Here is a 21,449-nt window from a genome sequence, read left to right as displayed (position 1 = left end):
AATATTGTCTTAAAACTAAAACGTACCAGCGCATTGCATATGAATTTGTTCATTGCTTACCGGGTGCTGAAAATACAAATCACTTGCATGAAGCTGTAAGCGCGCTGCCATATGCTCGCTTTGTGCATTGTTATATAAATCGCACCCTAAAATAGGATGCCCTATAAACTGGCTGTGAATACGCAATTGGTGCGTACGCCCTGTAATGGGTGTAAATTGCACTAAGGTTCGCTGTGGTTGCGTTAGGCGCTGCAGCACTTTATATTCACTTACGGCTGTTTTACCTGTGGTTTCGCAGATTTTAACCCGCGGAAAAAGCAGTTTATCTTTTGCTATCGACGCACTAATTTGCCCTTCGTCGTCAATTAACCATCCGTGTAACATGGCTACATAGCGCTTTTTAATTGTACGCGCCTGAAACTGCTTATTTAAGTGCTTAGAAGCCGCCGCGTTTAATCCCACAATCATAATGCCTGATGTACCTAAGTCTAACCTATGCGGTAACTTAGCCTCAGGGTACGAAGCCGTAATACCTGTTTGCCCATTTACCAAACGATAATGCACAGAATCCCTATTGAGCGGGTTTTTTCCCGACAAACTCAACAAACCACTGGGTTTGTTGATCAGTAAAATGTCTTCATCTGCAAAGAGGACTTCAACCAAGCCATCACACTGTGGAGCTACAAAATCATCAACTATAATCATGGTATCAGAGTCAGGAGTCGGCATAATTATTCCTTAAAATTAGGACTGGTTATACTGCTTAACCTAAACTCTGGTTAAGAGATTTACTAACGTATTGAATCATAATTATATTTAAATTAACTTCTCTAGCCAGAGGTTTTCAGTGAAAACAAGGCGAATTTACGCGTCAATAGCTGCTTGAGATAGGTTTATTATCCGGAGTTTAGGTTACTTACTATGCCTGAATTAGTAGGCTTAATATTTATACCAATCCAATTAAAAAACATGATCATACTGGTAATGCACGTCTTTAATCTAGTGGCTTACGTACAACAAAAAAGCCCACATAACTTAATTATGCAGGCTTTTTTACAATTTCTAACAGCAGTTATCAGTTAGTCTTGTGTTACCGTTCGCCTGCCACTAAAGGCATGCATTAACGTTGTCCCGTCGACTAAGTCAAGCTCACCACCTACCGGTATGCCATGGGCAATACGCGAGGCACCTACTTTGTATTTATGACAAAGCTGGGCAATATAATGTGCGGTGGTTTCGCCTTCAACCGTAGGGTTGGTTGCTAAAATCACCTCATTTATACCGCTTTGAGCCAGCTTTGCCTCTAAAACATCTAGGCCAATTTCTTTAGGGCCAATACCATCAATAGGCGATAAATGCCCCATTAATACAAAGTACAACCCTAAATATTGACCCGTTTGCTCTATAGCAAGTACGTCGCTTGGCGATTCAACAACACATAATATGCCGCTGTCTTGGCGTTTAGTACTTAAACAAATGTCGCACTGCGACTGCTCGCAAAAGGTGCGACATGACTCACAATGACCAACCGCCGTCATAGCTTTTGTCAATGCATTACCAAGTTGAGTGCCCCCTTTACGGTCGCGCTCTAGCAAGTGAAAAGCAATACGTTGCGCTGACTTAGGGCCAATGCCCGGCTGACAACGCAATGCTTCTATAAGCTGAGTTAAACTAGCTGAAAGTTGCATATAGGCTTAAAACGGCATTTTCATACCTGGTGGTAATTGCATACCGCCAGTTACTTTACCCATACGCTCTTGTGTTTCGTCTGCTACACGGCGTACAGCATCGTTACATGCAGCTGCAAGTAAGTCTTCAATCATGTCTTTGTCGTCTTGCATTAAGCTCTCATCAAGCTCTACGCGACGAACGTTGTGATTACCTAGCATAGTTACTTTAACTAAACCGGCACCGGCTTCGCCTACAACTTCTAATGTTGCAATTTCGTCTTGGGCTTTTTGCATGCGATCTTGCATTTGCTGCGCCTGCTTCATCATGTTACCCATTCCACCTTTAAACATAACTTTCTCTCTTTCTTTTTTAATACATTAACTAGGTTACTAAATAAGGGCTGTTGTAATAAATTACAATGCCTGAATGCTGTTTTCGTCAATTTCGGCGCTAAATAGCTGCTGAAATTGTACTATATTATCGTCTGAGGTGATCACATCTATTGCTTGCTGATGACGACCTGCATCAATTTTTTGCTGAATTAAGTAAGGCGAATCAATCACCCCTTTAGCAAAATTAATACTCAGTGTTACATTGTGCTCATAAATACTGGATAACGCCGCATCAAGTCTTTGGCGTAGCATGGGCGTATCTAAATGTTTTTGTGATTCATCAACATCTATATGCAAATTATTGCCTTGCTTAGTAAAAATAGAGTGCAACGCAAACTGGCGCATACGCCCGCCTAATCCCATGCGTTTAATTAAATATGCCCACTCGTCTTGCTGATGCGCAAAGCGAATTTCGCTTATTGGGCTTTGAAAATCATCAGGCGCTGGAATGCTAGGCTGCGCTACAACAACTTCGGGTACTTTTTGCGGGTTAATTTGCTCAAGTAACTCAGGGGCTAAATTTTCGGTAATTGTTTGGTGCTTTGCTTTAAAGTCTATTTTTCGCTCAGGCTTTGACTCAAACTGAGCTTGGCTTGCTGCCTTGTTTTGGCTCCCCGCTAGTGGGAGCTGTGGCTTTTTTTCGCTCTCACCTGCGAAATCATTAGGCCACGGCGGCGGATTATCTGCGTGTGTTTGCTGCGCATTATTGTTAGCTCTACTGTGATTAATTGCATCGCTATTTGTTGTAACATTTTGCTCATTGCTGTTACTGCTATTAGCTGTAAAACGACTCGGGCGAGTGTTAGCAGAGCTTAAATTTGCTGTATTTTGCTGCTCCGTCTCTTTTGCATTTGAGAGCTTACCCGCACCCGATATATTTCTATCTCTTAAAATACGTGCAATAGCAGATTGCGCTCGCGCTTCTTGTTCGCTAATTGAGGTGTCTGTTGCTTGGCTTTGCTGAACTTGCGCTGCCGTATTTGTTGCAGGGTTAAACCCTTGATCAACCGCACTACTAATAACATCATCAAACTGTGCAGCTAATGAGTGCTCTAAATTACTTTGCTGTAAGTAGGCTTCATCTTCGCTTTGACGCTGGGCTTGCTCGTCAGTAACGTCATTTGTATGCTGATGTTGCTGAGTTACTAATTGCTCACTCGCCGCTTCATTTGGCACAGCCGACACAATTGTTGGCTCTACTGCTTGCTCAACTGCTGGTACCGTAGTTGAAACCTGCTGCGTTGTACTAGAGTTATTATTAAGTGGATCGGGCGCTACGTTTTGCGGCTCTGATAGCTTAGCGACATCAGCTGGTTTTGGCTCAATAATTTGTGGTTGCGTTGTATCATTATTTTGAGCTGTGCTTGGTAGCGGTTTACTTTTATTTAAAATATCACGTAAGGCACTAGCCTTTGTCGTATTACTTTGCACCGGCTGTGTATTTACAGCTACTGGTTGCTGACTTTGTGTATCAATTGGTTGAAACGCTAACAGCCTCAGCATAATCATTTCAAAGCCTAAACGAGGCTCTGGCGCCCATTGTAGATCTTTTTTACCGTTTAACAGTAGCTGATAGTAAATTTGAATTTGCTGTGGATTTGTATTTTGAGCAACATGCGTGACGTAATCGGCATTTGTTTCATCAAGGGCGGCAGCTTCAGGCACTAATTGGCTTAACTGTGTCAAATGCGTTAATGCAATTAAATCATCCAGTAAGGCCACATAATTAGGATTTCTGCTAGCAACATTAGCTACTTCTTTCATTAGCGCTGCGCCATCTTGGGCAAGTAACGCGGCTAGTAAACTTTGGCTATAATGGGTGTCCATTAAACCAAGCATAGTTTGTACAGCTTGGTTGTTAATATCACCATTAGTTTGCGCTATAGCTTGATCGGTTAAGCTAAGTGCATCTCGCATACTACCGTCTGCGGCTTTGGCAATAATACGCAAAGCATCGTCGTCAAAGTTCAGTTTTTCATGCGTCAGTACGTGTTCAAGCTGAGTTTTTATTTCACTTTGCGATAACGCATTTAAGTTAAATTGTAAGCAGCGAGATAATATAGTGACAGGTAGCTTTTGTGGATCGGTAGTCGCAAGTAAAAATTTCACGTGCTCAGGCGGCTCTTCCAACGTTTTTAGTAACGCATTAAAGCTGTGCTTAGAAAGCATGTGAACTTCATCGATTAGGTATACTTTATAACGGCCCCGTGTAGGCGCGTATTGTACGTTATCGAGTATTTCGCGAGTATCTTCTACTTTAGTGCGCGAAGCTGCATCTATTTCGAGTAGGTCAATGTAACGTCCTGCTTCTATATCTTTACAGCTACTACATTGACCACACGGATTTGCCGAAATGCCTTCATCACAATTTAAGCTTTTAGCAAAAATACGCGCTATTGTGGTTTTACCCACACCTCGGGTTCCAGTGAATAAATAAGCGTGGTGCAGTCTATTTTGCGTTAGCGCATTAACCAGCGCTTGTTTAACATGAGACTGTCCAACCAATTCATGAAAGGTTTGTGGACGCCATTTTCTCGCTAGAACCTGATAACTCATCGATTACTCGCCTTCGAATTCAACCAATTTTAGGATTTTAATACCCATTTTTGCGATACGCTTTTCACCACCAAGCTCTGGTAATGAAACAACAAATGCTGCATCAGTGGCTTCGCCACCTAATTTTTGCACTAATTTAATGGTTGCTTCAATAGTACCACCGGTTGCTAGTAAGTCATCCACAAGCAATACTTTGTCACCTGGAACGATAGCATCTACATGCAGTTCTAATGTGTCTTCGCCATATTCAAGTAGGTAGTCTTGACGAACAACTTCACGCGGCAGTTTGCCAGGCTTACGCACTGGAATAAATGGAATACCCAAAGCATAAGACAAGGGTGCACCAAAAATAAAACCTCGTGATTCAGTACCAATAATTTTGGTAAAGCCCTGATCTTTATATGCAGCAATAAAAGCATCGATAGTCGCTTTAAATGCATCTGGGTTTGCCATTAGTGTAGTTACATCGCGAAACATAATGCCCGCTTTAGGGTAATCAGCAATAGTAGTTATGCTGTTTTTGATAATTGCTGGTGTTACTTGAGTCATAATTTTAACTGCTCAATGGTTTATATTACAAAGCAGCTGATTATAACCTTAAGTGACCTTTGATTGCGAGTTTGACGTTATTATAAAAGGTGTTTTAACCGTTTCAGTCGAGGGGAAGTTTTATAAATAAGGCTGTTGGTAACAACAGCCTTGAGATAAATAATTAAGATAACACAGCAAACCAGCCAACAATTGCATTTAAGCAACCAATACCTACAAATATAGCTACGAAGCCAAAAAAGTACGCTGCATTGAACGGATCTTTAAATTCTTTATCATCTGACATTTTTACAACCTTTTATTAAGCACGACACATAAGGGCGTCATAATAAACGATGTAAAATAATCTATAAAGAGCTTAAGCTTGATTTTTTGTCACTATAATCCCAAGCTCAGCCATGGCACGTAAAGTAACAAGTGCGCCTTGGGCAATTTGTGCAGCGCTAAACTGCACAGCATGGCGGGTTACTTGCTCGCAAATAGTATCGAGTATCAAACCATCATGCTCACTTATAATCGATAATAACAAGGCTGTCATAGCATTAGTTGTTAAAAATTGAACTTCATCATCGCCATCGCGATATACAACAAAATAATTTGGCTGTGCTGATGGTTGTTGCGGCTGAAACTGCGTACTTATTGTTTGCACCGCAAATTGGTAACTTAAATTACGTGCTGTACTTGATAAGTACAAACGTGCAGAAGCAACCTGATCAGACGCTATGAGTTGCTCATTTTCAGCCTGCTGTGTAATAGCTACATCTAATTCAATCCATTCATAATGGGCAAGCTCGAGCATAAATGGCGGATCATATTTTTGCATCTCATAATTACTTGATAAATAATTAATGAACTCCCCTGCTATATCTAAAAAATACGGTGAGTGACAATCATATTCACTAAAAAATCGGCGAATAAGCATTTGCCATTGTTTATCGCTGTATAAGGTTTTTAACACCGGAAAACCCGATGAAATAAACCCAACAATATTATTAAAAAATAAATCGCGGTAAATCGCCATGCGTCTATCTTCAATCCCTTGCGGCTTTTTATTTTGGCTGGGTTTGCGAATATGCGCCATAAATTCGTTTTGTATTTCAATAAAGCTCATAACTAAATACTCCTTTTGCAGGCACTCTAGATTCAGACATGCTTATTAAGCTCGCTGTTTGATTAATGATTTATCGAGGTATTTTGCTTGCAGGTTATGAATAATATCTAGCTCTTTGGTTAATACATTAATGGTCGGTATATTAAAATCTCGCTCGAGCAGCGTCGAAAATACACCGTGAGTTTGGTACGCTTTATCGAGTAACTGCCAAACTGGGTCAATTACATCTGCACCATGAGTATCTACAATTAGATCATCTGCTTCATTGTAATGCCCAGCTACATGGCCGTAAGCAATGCGCTGTGTAGGTAATCCGGTTAAAAAGGCTTCGGCGTCATAACCATGGTTTACTGAGTTCACATAAATATTATTCACATCGAGTAACAGCTTACAATCAGCTTGCTCTAAAATAGCATTAGTAAACGCCAGCTCTGACATTTGCTGCCCAGGGGCTGCGTAATAAGACACATTTTCTATAGCAATTTGGCGCCCTAATATATCTTGTACTTGTTTGATACGCGGCACTACATGAGCAATCGCTTCTAAAGTAAACGGAATAGGCATTAAATCGTACATATGCCCAGTGCCAGAGCAGTAACTTAAGTGCTCGCTGTAAATTTTTACATCATGTTCATCAAAAAACTTTTTTAGTGATTTTACAAATTCAATATCAATTGGCGCAGTTGAGCCAATTGAGAGCGATAAGCCATGACAAGCAAAACTATTAGCACTGGTTAATGCTTTAAATTGTTTTTTAAAACGCCCACCTAATTTCAGCCAATTTTCTGGAGCAACTTCCATAAAATCGACTTGTTTAGGTACATGCATTAGTAACTCGTCGAGCATTTCTCTGCGTAAGCCTAAACCAACCATACCTAAGTCAGTATTTATAATTTGTGTCATAACCACTCCCAACAAAAAGGGCCAACCGGCCCTTTATTCTATATGGTATTAAAGTATTTAACCTGAAGTAAAGTTATTCTACTTTAATAAATTTTAATGACCGCCACACTTACCTTCACCGCACTTGCCTTCTTTTTTGGCTTTTGCATCTACGCCACTTTTAGCTTCGCCACATTTGCCTTCTTTTTTAGCTTTTGCATCTGCGCCACATTTAGCTTCGCCACATTTGCCTTCTTTTTTAGCTTTTGCATCTGCGCCGCATTTAGCTTCGCCACATTTGCCTTCTTTTTTAGCTTTTGCATCTGCGCCACATTTAGCTTCGCCACATTTGCCTTCTTTTTTAGCTTTTGCATCTGCGCCGCATTTAGCTTCGCCACATTTGCCTTCTTTTTTAGCTTTTGCATCTGCGCCGCATTTAGCTTCGCCACATTTGCCTTCTTTTTTAGCTTTTGCTTCGCCGCCACATTTACCTTCGCCACACTTACCTTCGGTAGCATCTATTTGATAGCCGGTAACCATTTGTTGAAACTCAAAAGGATTGGCTTGCACATCCACAGATACAAAGCTTGCAGAGCCAACAACAACTGCACCTAATGTTAACGCGATTGAACTTTTTTTGATTGTATTCATTATATGACTCTCTTTTTAATAAGATTGTATAACCAAAGAATTGGAAAATACGAGTATGTATTTAAGTAGACCTGTATAAAAATAAAAAATTTCATTTTAGTTTAATTAATTGTAAACTTTTTGGCTAAAGTAACTATGCGCGGTAATTACGGATTTATCAATTTATGATTAACGGTTACACTACACATCCCTTTATTTAGCCATAATTAATCTTTCTATGAAACTTGTTTTAGCACCGATGGAAGGTGTTGTTGACTTCAAAATGCGCCAACTTCTTACCAATATAGGTGGTTTTGACTTATGTGTGACTGAGTTTGTGCGTGTTGTTGATGCTTGCTTACCTGATAAAGTTTTTTATCGTTACTGTCCTGAACTTAGCAATAATGGCCTCACTAGTGCTGGTACACCGGTACGCATTCAGTTATTAGGTCAAGTTGCAGGTGCGCTTGCAGAAAATGCAGTTAAAGCAATTAGTTTGGGCTCCCATGGCATAGACCTAAATTTTGGCTGCCCTGCAAAAACTGTTAATAAAAGTAAAGGCGGAGCTGTACTGCTTAAAGATCCCGAGCACATGTATGAAATAATTAAAGCGGTAAGAGACGCCGTTGATAGCAAGCATCAAGTGAGTGCAAAAATTCGTCTTGGTTTTGATGATGACAGTAACAGCCAAGAAATAGTAGATGCTGTTGTCAGCGCTGGTGCAAGTAGTATTGCAATTCATGCTCGCACTAAACGTGATGGCTATAACCCACCTGCTTATTGGGAAAAGATCCCACCTTTAATTAAAGATAAAAATATTGCGGTTGTGGCCAATGGCGAAATATGGCAAGTAGAAGATGCTATGTTGTGCCAAAAACGCAGTGCTTGTACCGACTTAATGCTTGGTCGTGGTGCGTTATCTCATCCCGATTTAGCAAAAAAAATTAAAGCAAATATAAATAATGAACCTTATGTAGGGCTCGAGTGGGAGCATATTCTTTATCATTTAATAAATTCAGCTATTCATCACGACCCGGCTAAAGATGAAAAGTACTTTGCATCGCGTACTAAGCAGTGGCTAGGTTACTTAAAACGTCAGTACCCACAGGCAATAACATTATTTGATGAGATCCGACGATTAAAGGCCAAAGAAGATGTCGCAGAGGTACTAAGTAAGTATGCCAAAGCGCCACAGTTTGATGCAAATCATAACGCGTAAGTAAATCTACCTAGATAATACCCCTATTGCTCAATGCTAATTATAAAGGGGTTATACACGATGCAACATCAGCAAAGGTTAATTAATGAAATAGAGGAAGTAAAATTAACTATATTAAACTTACTTTCTCAATCAGCGCATCTATCTCATCAGCATTTATTATCTTTATTAACGCAAACAGTCAATGCAGAGTGGCTCGATTTGGCGGCGCAAAAACTAGGCCCCGAATACGATGAATATATTCAACGAATGACCACTTTAGAGGCTGCTGTGAGTCAAATTGAGATAGGTCAGTACGGTTATTGCTGTGATTGTGAAGAGCCTATAACCACAGCATTACTCGAATTAGATCCAGCTACACAACGTTGTGAACAGTGCGCTAAATAAAGCGCACATTGAGCAACGTTAAGTCGCTGGAGCAGTTAAAGTAATTGCTGAGCAAAGCTAAATGCCTGCCCAGGGTAAAGCACTATATTTTTAACTAATCTTGTTGCATCTATTTCGCTAATGTTTAAACGCTTTATTAAGTTAACCTTTGCCTGTGGCAAGGTCCACGCATGAATATGCAACCCAACATCAGTTTCCATCATTGCTAACATTAGCGTTTTTTGCTGCGCTAAAAGTGATTTGTTTTCAGCTATAGCGGGTAAGTTTCTAAACCCCGACAACCAATCTAAACCTGGTACCTCTTTATCCCCATTAGTAAATTGCACCAAAAATGACTGTGGATAAATTTGGCTAACCTCCTGATTAACTGGTTGTGTACTTTCCTCTTTTAACTGCTCATTTATAATAGTAAGCCACTCTAGCGGAGAGTGCACTGTACCACTAAAATAGTTTAGCTTACTTTGATACCACTCACTGCCATTAGCTAAACCATATAGCCCGACACTTCCTCTGGGGCTATATTGCACGAAATAATCTTTTAAAATATTAAGTTGAGCTAATAAGCTATTGGGTATGTTTTTATCGTTTAGTGCACTAAGCACATAATTTTTTATTAAATTGTGTTCAATTTTATTCAACTTTAAATTGCTTAATTGCGCACTTTCTAGTTGTCGCTGCACAAATTCAAGCCAATTACTTATATTTTGATAGTCACTTTCTGAACTTGCTAAGTTAAGTAAATTAACTAAAACATTTGTATGTGCTGGCCAGGCAAAGTAACGTTCAGGAAAACGCTCTGCAATAACAAGATAGTTAACCTGCTCAGTTTGCTGCTTGGTTAGTTGCATTTGCATTAAGCTTTGATAAATAGCGTGGCGTTTTTTTAAATACGCATCTGTAAAAGGCAATTGCTCACTACGCAGCCCTGTGTGTTTACTATTTTTTGGCTGATATAAAGCTAAGTTAAGCGATTTTAATGCGTGCTGCGCTTCATCAAACGATGTGTACTGCTGTGGTTGCTTAGAGCAAGAGGCCAAAAATAGACAAAGTAAAAATGAAAAAATAAGCGTTTTGTTCATGTTCATCCCAATAAAAAAAGCCCCATTGGGGCTTTTTAAAAATTGCTAATATACATTAAAAATTAAATTTTAACACCGTTGCGAGCGGCTTTATCTTTAATATATGTAGCCCAACCTTTTGCAAACTTACGCGTGCTAGGGTCATCCATAGCTTTAGTAATTGCAGCATGTGCTTGCTTATACTTAGCTTGGTAGTAGTACGCTTCAGCTAAATCTGAATAAATAGTGCCCTTTTTATCAGAGCCTAACTCTAGTGCTTTGTTCAAACGAACAACTGCAGCGCTAAAGTTTTCAGATTGTAAAAGTAACGAACCGGCTTTGCGATAAAGCTCAGCATCGTTATCAAATTTTGCAGCTTCTTCGTAATACTTAGCGGCTTTTTCAATATCTTTTGAACGATGGTAGTTACTAGCAATTGCACTGATATTTTGCTTAGTGCGTTGTACTTTTTCTTCTTTAACGCCTTTTTCAAGCGTTAATGCCGCTTTATAAGGTATTTCGTTTAAAGAATAAAAATTAGCTAGTACTTTGTATTCAACTTCGTTCTCAAAGTAACCGTTTTTGTATGCAACTTCCATAGTTGCAAGGCCTTTTTTGTAGTCTTCAGTTTGTAAGTAATACTTACCTAAGCCTACCCAAGATTTTTTATCATCTGGCCATACACGAACGATTTCTTCTGCAACTTGAACCATATTTTGATACTGCTTTTGTTCAAAATATGAAGCTAACTTAAGTTGATAAGGAGCTTTTGTAGGCTCTTTTTCAAGCTTAATCGCTTTATCTGCAGGCTCTATAACATCCTTAAACTGTTTAAGTTCGTAACTTGCTTGCGCAATACGAGTATAAACTTTCGGATCTTCTTCACCTGTAAAGTCCATCCAATCAGCGTAGGCTTTTTTTGCAGCACTATATTGCTCAGTACCTGCATACATGTCACCTAAGGTTTTTAAACCCTGTGCTTGATCGGCAAAGTTTAATACATCTGGTGCAATTGCTGCTTTCATATACTTAATGGCTGTTTTGTATTGCTCTTTTTGAGCATACATACTACCTAAGTAACGATTTACAGTTGCTTTATCAAAATCGTTAGACGGATCTAACTCTTTAAGTAAAGCAATTGCACCATCAACATCATCTTCATTATACAAGTCAAACGCTTTAATTACCTTTTTACCAGTACGCTCGCCCATGATTTTAGTTTTTGCTTTTTTACGCTCTTCTATTTTTGCGTAATTTGGCGCCGCTAAAACAGGTGCAGTCAAAGCTGCACCCGACACAGACATAAGAATTGCAAGAGCAGTTACTTTAGATAAATTTCTCATTACTCGCCTCCTTAGTTGCCTTGGTTAAGTTTAAAGTCTAATTGAACTTGTAAACCAACTTGTTTTTGTGGTTTACCGTCAATAATTTTAGGACGGTACTTCCACTTGCGCAATGCACGTTTAGCTTCACGGTCAAAGATACGTTTCGGGTCAGCGTCAATTACATCAACGTCAACCACGCCACCTAACTCATCGATAGTGAACGAAAGTTGAACCCAACCTTCTCTACCATCACGTGCTGCTTGCGTTGGATATTTTGGTTCAATACGAACGATAGGTGTCGCATCACCATCTCGTCCAAATGCACCCGGACCACTTAGTCCACCTGCCGTGCTTCCCACATCGATGCTTGGCATATTAAATGACAATCCACCAGGATTAGGGTTGTTATTTTCCGGCTGTGGCGGCTGCGGTTTAGGCGGCTGCTTAGGCGGTGGAGGAGGAGGAGGCGGAACACGCCTTCTTTCCTGCACCTTAGATTCAGGCGGATTCGTCATTATTTCGACTATGATCTGCTCTTTTTGTTCAGTATTACGGTCAGCCCCACCAGAGATGAGGAATGCCATGAAGTAGAACAAGCCGAAAGTAACTGCCCCACCTGCAATCAGTGAAAACAGAAAACGAATCATTACTGATCTCCAGCGATTGAAATTCTTAGGTTATCACCCGTCGCTTTAATCTGGTCCATCACTTTAACTACCGTGCCATGCTTAGCTTCTTTATCAGCTTGTATAATCACAACTTCGGTAGGTTGCTCTGCTAATAAACTTTCAATTTTTGCTGAAATACGTTCAACATCAATTTGTTGTTTATCAACCCAGATTTCGCCGTTACTACGTATAGCAATAAAAATGTTAGCATTTTTTTGCTTAGTAGCTTGGGCAGCTTTTGGTTTATTGACCTCGATACCAGCCTCTTTAACGAACGATGTAGTTACGATAAAGAAAATAAGCATGATAAATACGATGTCAAGCATCGGCGTCATATCGACCGCTGCTTCTTCTTCTTCACGAAAACGTTGTTTACGTGCCATATTTAATTCTCTCTCTAGTGATGAGGCATGTTATCTACAAGTTTGGCTTTCACCATTTTAGCTTTTGTCTCAAGACGTGAGCTAAAAAACACTCCAGATAGTGCCGCAACCATTCCAGCCATTGTTGGGATTGTTGCCATTGAAATACCTGATGCCATTAATCGTGCATTACCAGTACCTTGACTAGCCATGGTTTCGAAAACCGAAATCATACCCGTAACAGTACCTAACAAACCTATTAAAGGACAAACAGCTACTAATGTTTTAATCAACAACATACGCTGATCTAATTTTTCAGACGCTTCAGAAATCCATGCTTCACGGATTCTGTGTGCGTACCAAGACGTAGTGTCTTGGCGGGCATCCCACTTTGCAATAATTTCTTGCGATAAACGCGGAAACTCTGCAAGTAAGAACCAATAGCGCTCAATCATTAAAACCCACATCAGAAAGAGTGCTATCGCGACCACGTATAAAACCTGGCCGCCTGTGCCAACAAAATCCCTGATAGATTCCCATATCTCCATCAGGACTAGCATTAGGCTTTCTCCTTCTCCGCGTGAGTCGCAACGATACCTGCGCTTTGCTCATCTAGGATGTGTAATACCGACTTACTACGACCAGCTACAAGTGCGTGAAGTAGAATTAGTGGTAGTGCAGCAATTAGACCTAGCGCTGTAGTTACAAGTGCTAGAGAGATATTACCAGCCATGATCTTCGGATCGCCCGTACCGAACAATGTGATTGTTTGGAACGTTAATATCATACCGATTACTGTACCTAGTAGACCAAGTAATGGTGCGATTGCAGCAAGGATCTTGATAATGTTGATACCAGCTTCGATGCGTGGCGTTTCACGAAGAATCGCTTCATCAAGTTTAAGCTCAAGGTTTTCAACATCTTGATTCTTGTTGTCATGGTACACTTTAAGAATACGACCCAATGGGTTATTTGTATTCGGTGTAGCAACATTTTTAAGTTGGCTCTTAATTTTGCTTGTAGTAAGCGTAAGGTCAACAAAACGAATTAGAGTAATTAACATACCTAAAGCTAACAACGCAGTAATTATGTAACCTACTACGCCACCTTGATGGAAGTATTCCATAAGTGTTGCTTTTTGAGTGTTAATACGCAAAATCGCGCCACGTGTTGGATCCACATATACACCAGCATAGTTGTCAGGTGATGTTTTTTCAAGGTCTGCAATACCGTCTAAAATGTAGCTATCAGGCTGCTTACCAAGTGGTTGAATCGACTTTGTTTCTGGTGAATAAATTAAGTAACCGTCATCTGTAACTAAGTTAAAGTTACCAATACGTGTTACTTTTTTCATTGACGGGTTACCGTCAAGACCAGCAACTTCAGTTTCAAAAGTAGAAACTTTAGCAGACTCTGTCATTTCAGTTTGAAGTGAAATCCAAAGCTCTTCTAACTCACGAACTGTAGGAAGCTCTTTAGCCGCAGCTAATGAACGTAATACTTCAGCACGACCTGGCTTTTCAGCACTTACTAATGACGCTTCGATAGAACCGATAGCATCTTGAGCTGCACGACGTACAACACCAAACATTTCACCAAGTGTACCTTGAGCATTTTGTAGTGCTTGCTCTTTCTCAGCTAGCGTGTTTTCGTTTTGTGCATATTCTTTAGTTAAACGATCGCCACGTGACTTTTCAGCAGCTAATTGGCTTTTCGCTTTATTAAGTAATGATTGCTTGTCAGCACGTTCTGATAAGAACTCTTGCTCACGTTGCTTATTGATTTTACCTTCAGAGATACGCTCTTGCTTTACTTGCTCAAGAATTTTATCTAATGCATTCGTATTTGCGTGTGCATTAAGCGCGGTACCTGCAGAAACAGTTAGTACTGCTGCAACAGCAAAACCTTTAAATAGTTTCTTCATTATTGATTACTCCGCGCCAAAAATTGGTAGTTTAACAAGTTCTAGTGTCGCTTGCTTACGTGCCATACGGATCACTTCTTTAACAGATTTTAGGTATTCTTCACCTAATTCTTTCCACTGTTTAGTGTTGTTATCCCAAACCCAAGCATGTTTTAAGTCAAAAGACTGCGCAACATAAGTAATACGACCTAAACGACCGATATCAACGTTAATGCTACGGCCATCAACATCAAGCGTACCTTGTGAAGCATTTACAGCTGAGCTGTATGATGTTTCTACTGTGTAAGCTTCAAGTACTTGACGGAATTTCTCAGACGTTGTTACAGAAGAAGAAGACATGATTTCACGTAATCTTTCAACACGACCTAAGCGCGTTTCAAGATTAAATGGAACGTCCGCTTTGATGAATTGCTCAAGCGTATCGATCATGCGATACATCAGAGGCACAACGTTTTGTTTAGTGTTATCAATAGTTGCTATTTGACGGTCAAACGATTCAATAGACGCGTTTTGGTCATCAACCAAACGTGCTACGTGATCGTTGTACACTTTCATAAGTTCAGTCTCATCAACGATGCTACGGTACTCAGCTATTAGCTCTTGAGTTTGACCATATACATTGTCAATTTTAGTTTGAGACTTAACTGCAGCCTTTTGAATTTGCTGACCTGCTTGTTGCACGTCATTCAAAGGATCTGCAATCACATTGCTGCTTGCAAATGCAAATGCGCCAACCAACGCAGTTGCTACAAGACTCTTTCTGATTTTAACAGACATAGTTCCCAACCAATTAAGTAATGTTACTTTTATAATTTAATTATCAACCTACAAGAGGAAGACAACCCTGATATCTTTTAATAGATATCAACCTTTCAATAATGCTAAATGCAGTAAGTCATGTCAACTTGATGTTTAGCATTACCTATAAATAAATATGCATATGAACTAGTTATTTAATATACCAACCCGATAACATTAACATTATTGCAACCACTTTACCGCAAATACTTTCATGAAACCCTTTTGTAATAACAATATTCATAATTAACAACTTAAAAATAAACATTATTATAACATTTGACATTAACTATTTAGAGACTAAAAAAAAAATATAAATAACCTTCTATTATTTTATCTTTAACAACTTTTGAGCGTTTTATAGACGAAAACTCATTTGTACCATAGATAATCTACAACCCACTTCATAATAACTATTGTGTATTACATTATAAAAAACTAACCATAAAGGTAGAATTCAAACAATAAATATGGCTTATCCATTTTTTAAAATGCAAAAATAATATAAATCATTACCACCCTATTAGCACAATGTTTATTTTTAATGTTTGCTACTAAAGCGGTATCTGCAGGCTTATTTGAGAGTAGTTGATAATTACTACATCCCCTAAGGCAATAATATTAATATGCTTAATTTAAAGGGTTATTTTAATGACGAGCAAGCCTCTTGTTCTTAATCAAGGCTTTATATTTCGTTGTTCTGAATTATTACTTTGCCATCACTTTCACTTAGTACGCTCGTGTGGTGACTAAAAATTACTTTTAACGCAGCTATTGATGATTTAATTCTATAGTCTGATCATTTTTTATTAATTTAAAGTGATGTGGATTGATTAACACAGCATTAAAGCTAAGGAGTGCTTACCCCTTAAACTATGAGGCTGGTAGTTTGTAATATCCTGTTGTAGCGCCTTTGTACGCTCGCAGCACTTACATACGCAACTTACATGCGTACACAAGTTACTTTTAATAACTTTGACGACCTTGTATCAGCTTATTAAAACTGCTTTAAATTCAGTGGGAGTAAATAACGAAGGGGGATTTAAATTAACTGCGCACAAACAAAAATTAGTTACTCTATTTAAGTTACTTTCAACACAGTGAAGAAGCTATTTTATCTTTTTTAAAAATATTACCATTAAACTTTATAACCCATGATTTGCTGTGTTTGTGGTTATTTAAACTATAAATAGCAAATACATAAAGAATGATTTTATTTATTGAGTAATGGAATTTTTAAAAATTGTAATTATTAAAATGACGCACAACAACAGAGTGTTTAAGTTGATAAGTGATAATTAAAATATTTGGAGGTTAATATTTGGAGGTTAATATTTGGATTTTATTTGCGGGAATGTGAATTATTTAAAAAGAAAATTATGGTGAAACAGTAGCCTGTTTCACCACGTTGAACGAAGGTTCACATAATAAATTATGCTGCTTCTACGTTCTCAGCTTCAGGGCCTTTTTGACCTTGCTTGATGCTGAATGTCACTGCTTGACCTTCGCTAAGAGTGCGAAAACCAGAACCAGTGATTGCGCTGAAATGTACAAACACGTCAGGACCATTTTCTTGTTCAATGAAACCAAAGCCTTTAGCTTCGTTGAAAAACTTTACTTTACCAGTAACCGACATACTAAATTTTCCTGTAAGTCAATAATTAAAATTCAGCCATATTATTATGGCAATATCCTCCTTGAATCAATGCTCAAAAATATGGAGGTACAGTACAGGAAGAAGTAATAACCAAACCGGTAACCTTAAACGCAGCACAACATCCGTAAATTCATTAGGCAAAAACTCAAAGCAAGTTAAGATTAGCACATTAAATTTTATTTCGCTCTATTAATTAGAAAATATTTATCAATAATGCGTTGTTTCTGATTTTTTTTCTTAAACGGTTAATTTAAAAGCAAATAAATATAGATTTTATCCTGTAATTGTCACCTTGCTGGCGATACTATTAAACGCTTTAGTATTTTCTATAATCATCTAACAATAAATCTAAAGCGCTTTTCTAAAATTACCAGCTGATTCTACCTAAACTTTAAACTCCGTTTAAAAAATGAAAAAGCCGCTTAGCTAAGCTAAACGGCTTTAAAAATTTTAGGTATTGTGAGCAACCAGGCTACTTAACTTGCCAGTCAATTGTATCCTCTGCCTTTATAGGTACTACTTGTGAGTCGCCAAGCGTATAACTTGCAGGCACTTGCCACGGGCTTCTTTCTAAAGTAATGGTATCTTTATTACGTGCAAGGCCATAAAAGTCTGGTCCAAAAAAGCTTGCAAAGCCTTCCAGTTTGTCTAGTTTACCAGCGCCTTCAAATGCCTCTGCGTATAACTCAATAGCAGCATGTGCGGTATAAGCTCCTGCACAACCACACGCAGCTTCTTTTTTATCTTTATAATGAGGCGCTGAGTCAGTACCTAAAAAGAATTTTTTATTACCACTTACTGCAGCAGCCATTAAAGCATGTTGGTGAATATTACGTTTTAAAATAGGTAAACAGTAATAATGTGGGCGAATGCCCCCTGCCAGCATATGGTTGCGATTGTACAGTAAGTGATGAGCAGTAATTGTTGCTGCAACATTATCCGGCGCATTAGTTACAAACTCTACCGCATCTTTGGTTGTAATATGCTCAAGTACTATTTTTAGCTCAGGAAAGTCAGTTACTACATCACCTAAAATCGTTTCGATAAATATTTTTTCACGGTCAAAAATATCAATAGACGAATCTGTCACCTCACCGTGTATTAAAAGCAGCATGCCTACGTCTTGCATTGCAGCTAAAACAGGGTAAATATTTTTAATTGAGGTAACACCTGAGTCTGAATTTGTTGTTGCACCTGCCGGATATAGTTTTGCTGCAACTATTTTGCCAGTTGCTTTGGCTTTTATTATTTCATCTGGGGTTGTTTTATCTGTAAGGTATAGCACCATTAAAGGCTCAAAATTGCCTTGTGGGCCTGCAGCCATTATACGTTCTCTGTATGCTAATGCCGTATCTGTACAAGTTGCTGGCGGCATTAAATTAGGCATAATAATTGCTCGACCCATATAACGGCTAATATCACGAACCGTGTCTTTTAATTGATCACCATCACGTAAGTGTACATGCCAATCATCTGGCCTGGTAATAGTGAGTGTTGCTGCAGAGTCTGTATTTTTAACGGTCATGAGTTGGTCCCTAAGCTAAATTTATCCGATCATAGGCATAGGATGTTTTCGAGTAAAGATCTTATTATAAATAATCAACCTTTGTAGCGCTGCAATTAAACTTTACAGTTTACATAAAGCAATTATCATTTTGTTTTGTAGGAAAGTTAATACCATGTTAAATTAGTACCCGTATTTATACTTAACTAAGAACTACATTATTTGCTATGCCTAACAAAGTAGATATCACTACAGCGCTCGAAGTTAAAACCGATCAGCTGAGTATAATTAATCAGTTCTCCTCAAGCTTGCTGCAATTAGATACGCTTGATGAGCTATTTGAATATGTAACTACCCAAGTGATTAATAGGCTTGGCTTTGTTGATTGTGTTATTTATCTTGCTGATACTGCCAATTTAACGCTTATTCAAGCCGCTTCTATGGGCGTTGCCAGTGAGCGCAAAGAATATCAAGCACAGAGAAAAGTGATCCGCTTTGATGAAGGTATCACCGGCTATGTAGCAACCACAGCTAAAGCAATCATGATTGGCGATGTAACCAAAGATAGCCGCTACATTGCTGATGAGCGCCCTGCTCAATCTGAAATATGTGTTCCACTTATATACAAAGATCATGTTTTAGGGGTAATAGATTGTGAGCACCCAATTAAAAATTACTTTACTAACTCGCACCTCGAAATACTCACTACGGTTGCTCACTTATTAAGTGCCAAAATAAACCAAGTTAATTCGGTAAACAGCTTACAAACAATGGTTTTACAATTAAATAATGCCCAAAAGTTAGAAAATAGCCTGCTGCAAATTGCAAACTTAACTTATAAAGCTAAAAATTTAGACGTTTTTTTTGAATCGCTGCATTTAATTATTAATAGTTTACTCCCTGCCGATAACTTTTTTATAGCGCTATACGATAAACAAATTGACGTGTTAGATATTGTTTATATTGTTGAAGAAGGCATTAAAACCAACAGCCATCAAAAAATTTCAAAAGAGCAATTAAAAGACACTGCCTCGTATTATTTATTAGTTACGGAGCAATCTTTACTGCTCACTAATAGTGAGTTTTTACACCATGTAGAACAACAGCATTTTAAAATGGTGGGTAGGCGCGCAGAATCTTGGTTAGGTGTCCCATTTAGGGTAAACGATCGCCATAGCGGTGTTATAGTAGTGCAAAGTTACGATAAAGCACTACATTACAGTCAACACGATAATGCGCTGCTGACCTATGTTAGCCGACAAATAAGTATGGCGATTGATCGCCAATTAGCTCGCCAAGAACTAGAGCACCGCGCCCTGCACGATGACCTCACTGGCCTAGCTAATCGCTCATTACTTATTGAGCGAATTAAGCATGCTATTTTACGCCTTGCAAGAGCAAAAAAAGGCACTAGCCACGCCTTACTCTATTTAGATTTTGATCGCTTTAAAAGTATTAATGATTCACTTGGTCATGAAGTGGGTGATCACTTTTTAATAAAAATATGCCAATTAATTAAAGGCACGGTGCGCAATACCGACACATTTTCACGTTTAGGTGGCGATGAGTTTGCTATTTTTATGGAAAGCATCACTCACCGCAATCAGGTAACGGATGCGCTCAAACGCATACAACTTGCCCTTTCAAAGCCAATTAATATTGACGGCCATCTATTACAAGCATCTACAAGTATTGGCGTAGCATTAAGTGATAACGAAAACGACAAAGCCTATATTTTATTGCAACAAGCTGATGCAGCTATGTACGAAGCTAAATCGACAGGACGCGGACAAGTTAAGCTATTTAATAATATTATGCGCAAAAAGCTTAAAACACATGCCGATATTGAAAACGACTTACAACACGGTATAGAGCACAATGAGTTTGAGCTGTATTTTCAGCCTATATTTACCATTGCAACATGTGAAGTAATCGGTTTTGAAGCACTTGTTCGTTGGCATCATCCCAGTAAAGGGTTTGTACCGCCAAATGACTTTATTCCAATTGCTGAAAAAACCGGGCAAATAATTAATTTAGACTTACATTTATTAGATTTAGCCGCACAACAAATTAGCACTTGGCATCAACAAGGACACCGGTTTTTAAAAGTCACTGTTAATGTCTCGTCTCGTCACTTTGCTAGTTTAGATTTTGTGGCACAAATTCACGCTATTTATAATAAATATCAGCTCCCACTGGGGTCTTTGTGTTTAGAAATTACTGAATCGGGGTTAATCGAAAATTTAGACTTAGCTACGCAAATAATTGAAGGCTTATCGCCATTAAAAGTAAAGCTTTGCCTTGATGACTTTGGCACAGGTTACTCAGCGCTTGGTTACTTACATCAGCTACCTATTCATATTTTAAAAATAGATAAGAGCTTTATTGATCACTTACATGACTCTGCCAACCCACTCGTTGATGCTATTTTGTCGCTAGCAATATCACTTAATCTTGCAGTGGTTGCTGAGGGGATTGAAACTGCTGAGCAACTCGCTATTTTACAAACTACGCAGTGCAATTACGGGCAAGGCTATTTAAAATCAAAACCGGTAACAGCCCAAGAAGCTATTTTACTAATCGACGCCCCACTATAATAAAAAAGCCAGCTAATTATTGCTGGCTTATTTTTACGATTATTTTTATATAAGTAATATACGTAAGCTACATTTTTAAGGTGTAGATCTAACCTTTAACTCTTCACGCAGCTCTTTGGTTGTTTTAACCATGTTGGTAAGTGCTTGGCGGGTTTATTC

The 21,449-nt window shown here is 38.7% G+C and carries 21 protein-coding genes; 3 read left to right on the top strand and 18 right to left on the bottom strand.

Annotated elements, in window-relative coordinates:
- Positions 1-15: 15 nt before the first annotated feature.
- The 9 genes from CIK86_RS04680 to CIK86_RS04645 all read right to left on the bottom strand — a co-directional run bounded on the left by CIK86_RS04680 (position 16) and on the right by CIK86_RS04645 (position 7,812).
- Positions 16-729 carry an RluA family pseudouridine synthase gene (locus CIK86_RS04680; protein WP_086993343.1) on the bottom strand — a complete coding sequence of 238 codons (714 nt, stop codon included), beginning with the start codon at positions 727-729 and terminating at the stop codon, positions 16-18.
- 350 nt (positions 730-1,079) lie between these two features.
- Positions 1,080-1,688, bottom strand: coding sequence for a recombination mediator RecR (gene recR / locus CIK86_RS04675; RefSeq protein ID WP_058373067.1), 609 nt, complete (start codon positions 1,686-1,688; stop codon positions 1,080-1,082).
- 6 nt (positions 1,689-1,694) lie between these two features.
- Positions 1,695-2,021, bottom strand: coding sequence for a YbaB/EbfC family nucleoid-associated protein (locus CIK86_RS04670; RefSeq protein WP_011327886.1), 327 nt, complete (start codon positions 2,019-2,021; stop codon positions 1,695-1,697).
- 63 nt (positions 2,022-2,084) lie between these two features.
- Positions 2,085-4,619, bottom strand: coding sequence for a DNA polymerase III subunit gamma/tau (dnaX, locus tag CIK86_RS04665; RefSeq protein WP_086993341.1), 2,535 nt, complete (start codon positions 4,617-4,619; stop codon positions 2,085-2,087).
- 3 nt (positions 4,620-4,622) lie between these two features.
- Positions 4,623-5,168 (bottom strand): adenine phosphoribosyltransferase, encoded by a 546-nt coding sequence (gene apt / locus CIK86_RS04660; RefSeq protein WP_011327884.1) that lies wholly within the window; start codon positions 5,166-5,168, stop codon positions 4,623-4,625.
- A 163-nt stretch (positions 5,169-5,331) separates the two neighbouring features.
- On the bottom strand, positions 5,332-5,454 hold the full coding sequence (locus CIK86_RS19340; RefSeq protein WP_011327883.1) for a hypothetical protein: 123 nt from the start codon (positions 5,452-5,454) through the stop codon (positions 5,332-5,334).
- A gap of 72 nt (positions 5,455-5,526) precedes the next feature.
- Positions 5,527-6,279, bottom strand: a complete 753-nt coding sequence (locus tag CIK86_RS04655; RefSeq protein ID WP_011327882.1) for a putative DNA-binding domain-containing protein — start codon at positions 6,277-6,279, stop codon at positions 5,527-5,529.
- Positions 6,280-6,324: 45 nt separating this feature from the next.
- Entirely contained in the window at positions 6,325-7,152 is an 828-nt protein-coding gene (locus CIK86_RS04650) for a DUF692 domain-containing protein (protein WP_086993388.1), read from the bottom strand.
- A 123-nt stretch (positions 7,153-7,275) separates the two neighbouring features.
- On the bottom strand, positions 7,276-7,812 hold the full coding sequence (locus tag CIK86_RS04645) for a hypothetical protein (RefSeq protein WP_011327880.1): 537 nt from the start codon (positions 7,810-7,812) through the stop codon (positions 7,276-7,278).
- A 217-nt stretch (positions 7,813-8,029) separates the two neighbouring features.
- Between CIK86_RS04645 and CIK86_RS04640 the strand changes: the two genes are divergently transcribed.
- Both CIK86_RS04640 and CIK86_RS04635 read left to right on the top strand, forming a co-directional pair.
- Positions 8,030-9,010: a tRNA-dihydrouridine synthase gene (locus CIK86_RS04640; protein ID WP_086993336.1), complete on the top strand. Its 981-nt coding sequence runs from the start codon at positions 8,030-8,032 to the stop codon at positions 9,008-9,010.
- 60 nt (positions 9,011-9,070) lie between these two features.
- On the top strand, positions 9,071-9,397 hold the full coding sequence (locus CIK86_RS04635) for a conjugal transfer protein TraR (RefSeq protein WP_086993334.1): 327 nt from the start codon (positions 9,071-9,073) through the stop codon (positions 9,395-9,397).
- Between the two features lie 35 nt (positions 9,398-9,432).
- On the opposite strand, the gene CIK86_RS04630 is transcribed toward CIK86_RS04635, so the two are convergent.
- The 9 genes from CIK86_RS04630 to pyrC form a co-directional block, all read right to left on the bottom strand.
- Positions 9,433-10,476 (bottom strand): hypothetical protein, encoded by a 1,044-nt coding sequence (locus CIK86_RS04630; protein ID WP_086993332.1) that lies wholly within the window; start codon positions 10,474-10,476, stop codon positions 9,433-9,435.
- Between the two features lie 62 nt (positions 10,477-10,538).
- Positions 10,539-11,798 (bottom strand): tetratricopeptide repeat protein, encoded by a 1,260-nt coding sequence (locus CIK86_RS04625; protein ID WP_086993330.1) that lies wholly within the window; start codon positions 11,796-11,798, stop codon positions 10,539-10,541.
- 11 nt (positions 11,799-11,809) lie between these two features.
- Entirely contained in the window at positions 11,810-12,427 is a 618-nt protein-coding gene (locus CIK86_RS04620) for an energy transducer TonB (RefSeq protein WP_086993328.1), read from the bottom strand.
- Positions 12,427-12,831, bottom strand: a complete 405-nt coding sequence (locus CIK86_RS04615) for a biopolymer transporter ExbD (RefSeq protein ID WP_007583867.1) — start codon at positions 12,829-12,831, stop codon at positions 12,427-12,429. Before CIK86_RS04615 ends, CIK86_RS04620 begins: the two co-directional genes overlap by 1 nt.
- A 14-nt stretch (positions 12,832-12,845) precedes the next feature.
- On the bottom strand, positions 12,846-13,370 hold the full coding sequence (locus CIK86_RS04610; protein ID WP_011327873.1) for a MotA/TolQ/ExbB proton channel family protein: 525 nt from the start codon (positions 13,368-13,370) through the stop codon (positions 12,846-12,848).
- Positions 13,370-14,734 carry a MotA/TolQ/ExbB proton channel family protein gene (locus tag CIK86_RS04605; protein WP_086993326.1) on the bottom strand — a complete coding sequence of 455 codons (1,365 nt, stop codon included), beginning with the start codon at positions 14,732-14,734 and terminating at the stop codon, positions 13,370-13,372. Before CIK86_RS04605 ends, CIK86_RS04610 begins: the two co-directional genes overlap by 1 nt.
- Before the next feature lie 6 nt (positions 14,735-14,740).
- Positions 14,741-15,511 (bottom strand): DUF3450 domain-containing protein, encoded by a 771-nt coding sequence (locus CIK86_RS04600; protein WP_058373057.1) that lies wholly within the window; start codon positions 15,509-15,511, stop codon positions 14,741-14,743.
- 1,453 nt (positions 15,512-16,964) lie between these two features.
- Positions 16,965-17,168, bottom strand: a complete 204-nt coding sequence (locus tag CIK86_RS04595; protein ID WP_002961702.1) for a cold-shock protein — start codon at positions 17,166-17,168, stop codon at positions 16,965-16,967.
- A 493-nt stretch (positions 17,169-17,661) separates the two neighbouring features.
- On the bottom strand, positions 17,662-18,714 hold the full coding sequence (pyrC, locus tag CIK86_RS04590; protein WP_086993324.1) for a dihydroorotase: 1,053 nt from the start codon (positions 18,712-18,714) through the stop codon (positions 17,662-17,664).
- A 206-nt stretch (positions 18,715-18,920) separates the two neighbouring features.
- Between pyrC and CIK86_RS04585 the strand changes: the two genes are divergently transcribed.
- Positions 18,921-21,290 (top strand): GGDEF domain-containing protein, encoded by a 2,370-nt coding sequence (locus CIK86_RS04585; protein WP_086993322.1) that lies wholly within the window; start codon positions 18,921-18,923, stop codon positions 21,288-21,290.
- The last annotated feature ends 159 nt before the right edge of the window (positions 21,291-21,449 follow it).

The organism is Pseudoalteromonas sp. JB197 (assembly GCF_002332205.1).
Taxonomy (GTDB): domain Bacteria; phylum Pseudomonadota; class Gammaproteobacteria; order Enterobacterales; family Alteromonadaceae; genus Pseudoalteromonas; species Pseudoalteromonas nigrifaciens.
The sequence above is the reverse complement of the archived record's forward strand: the minus strand, read 5'-3'. Positions and strand labels throughout refer to the sequence as shown.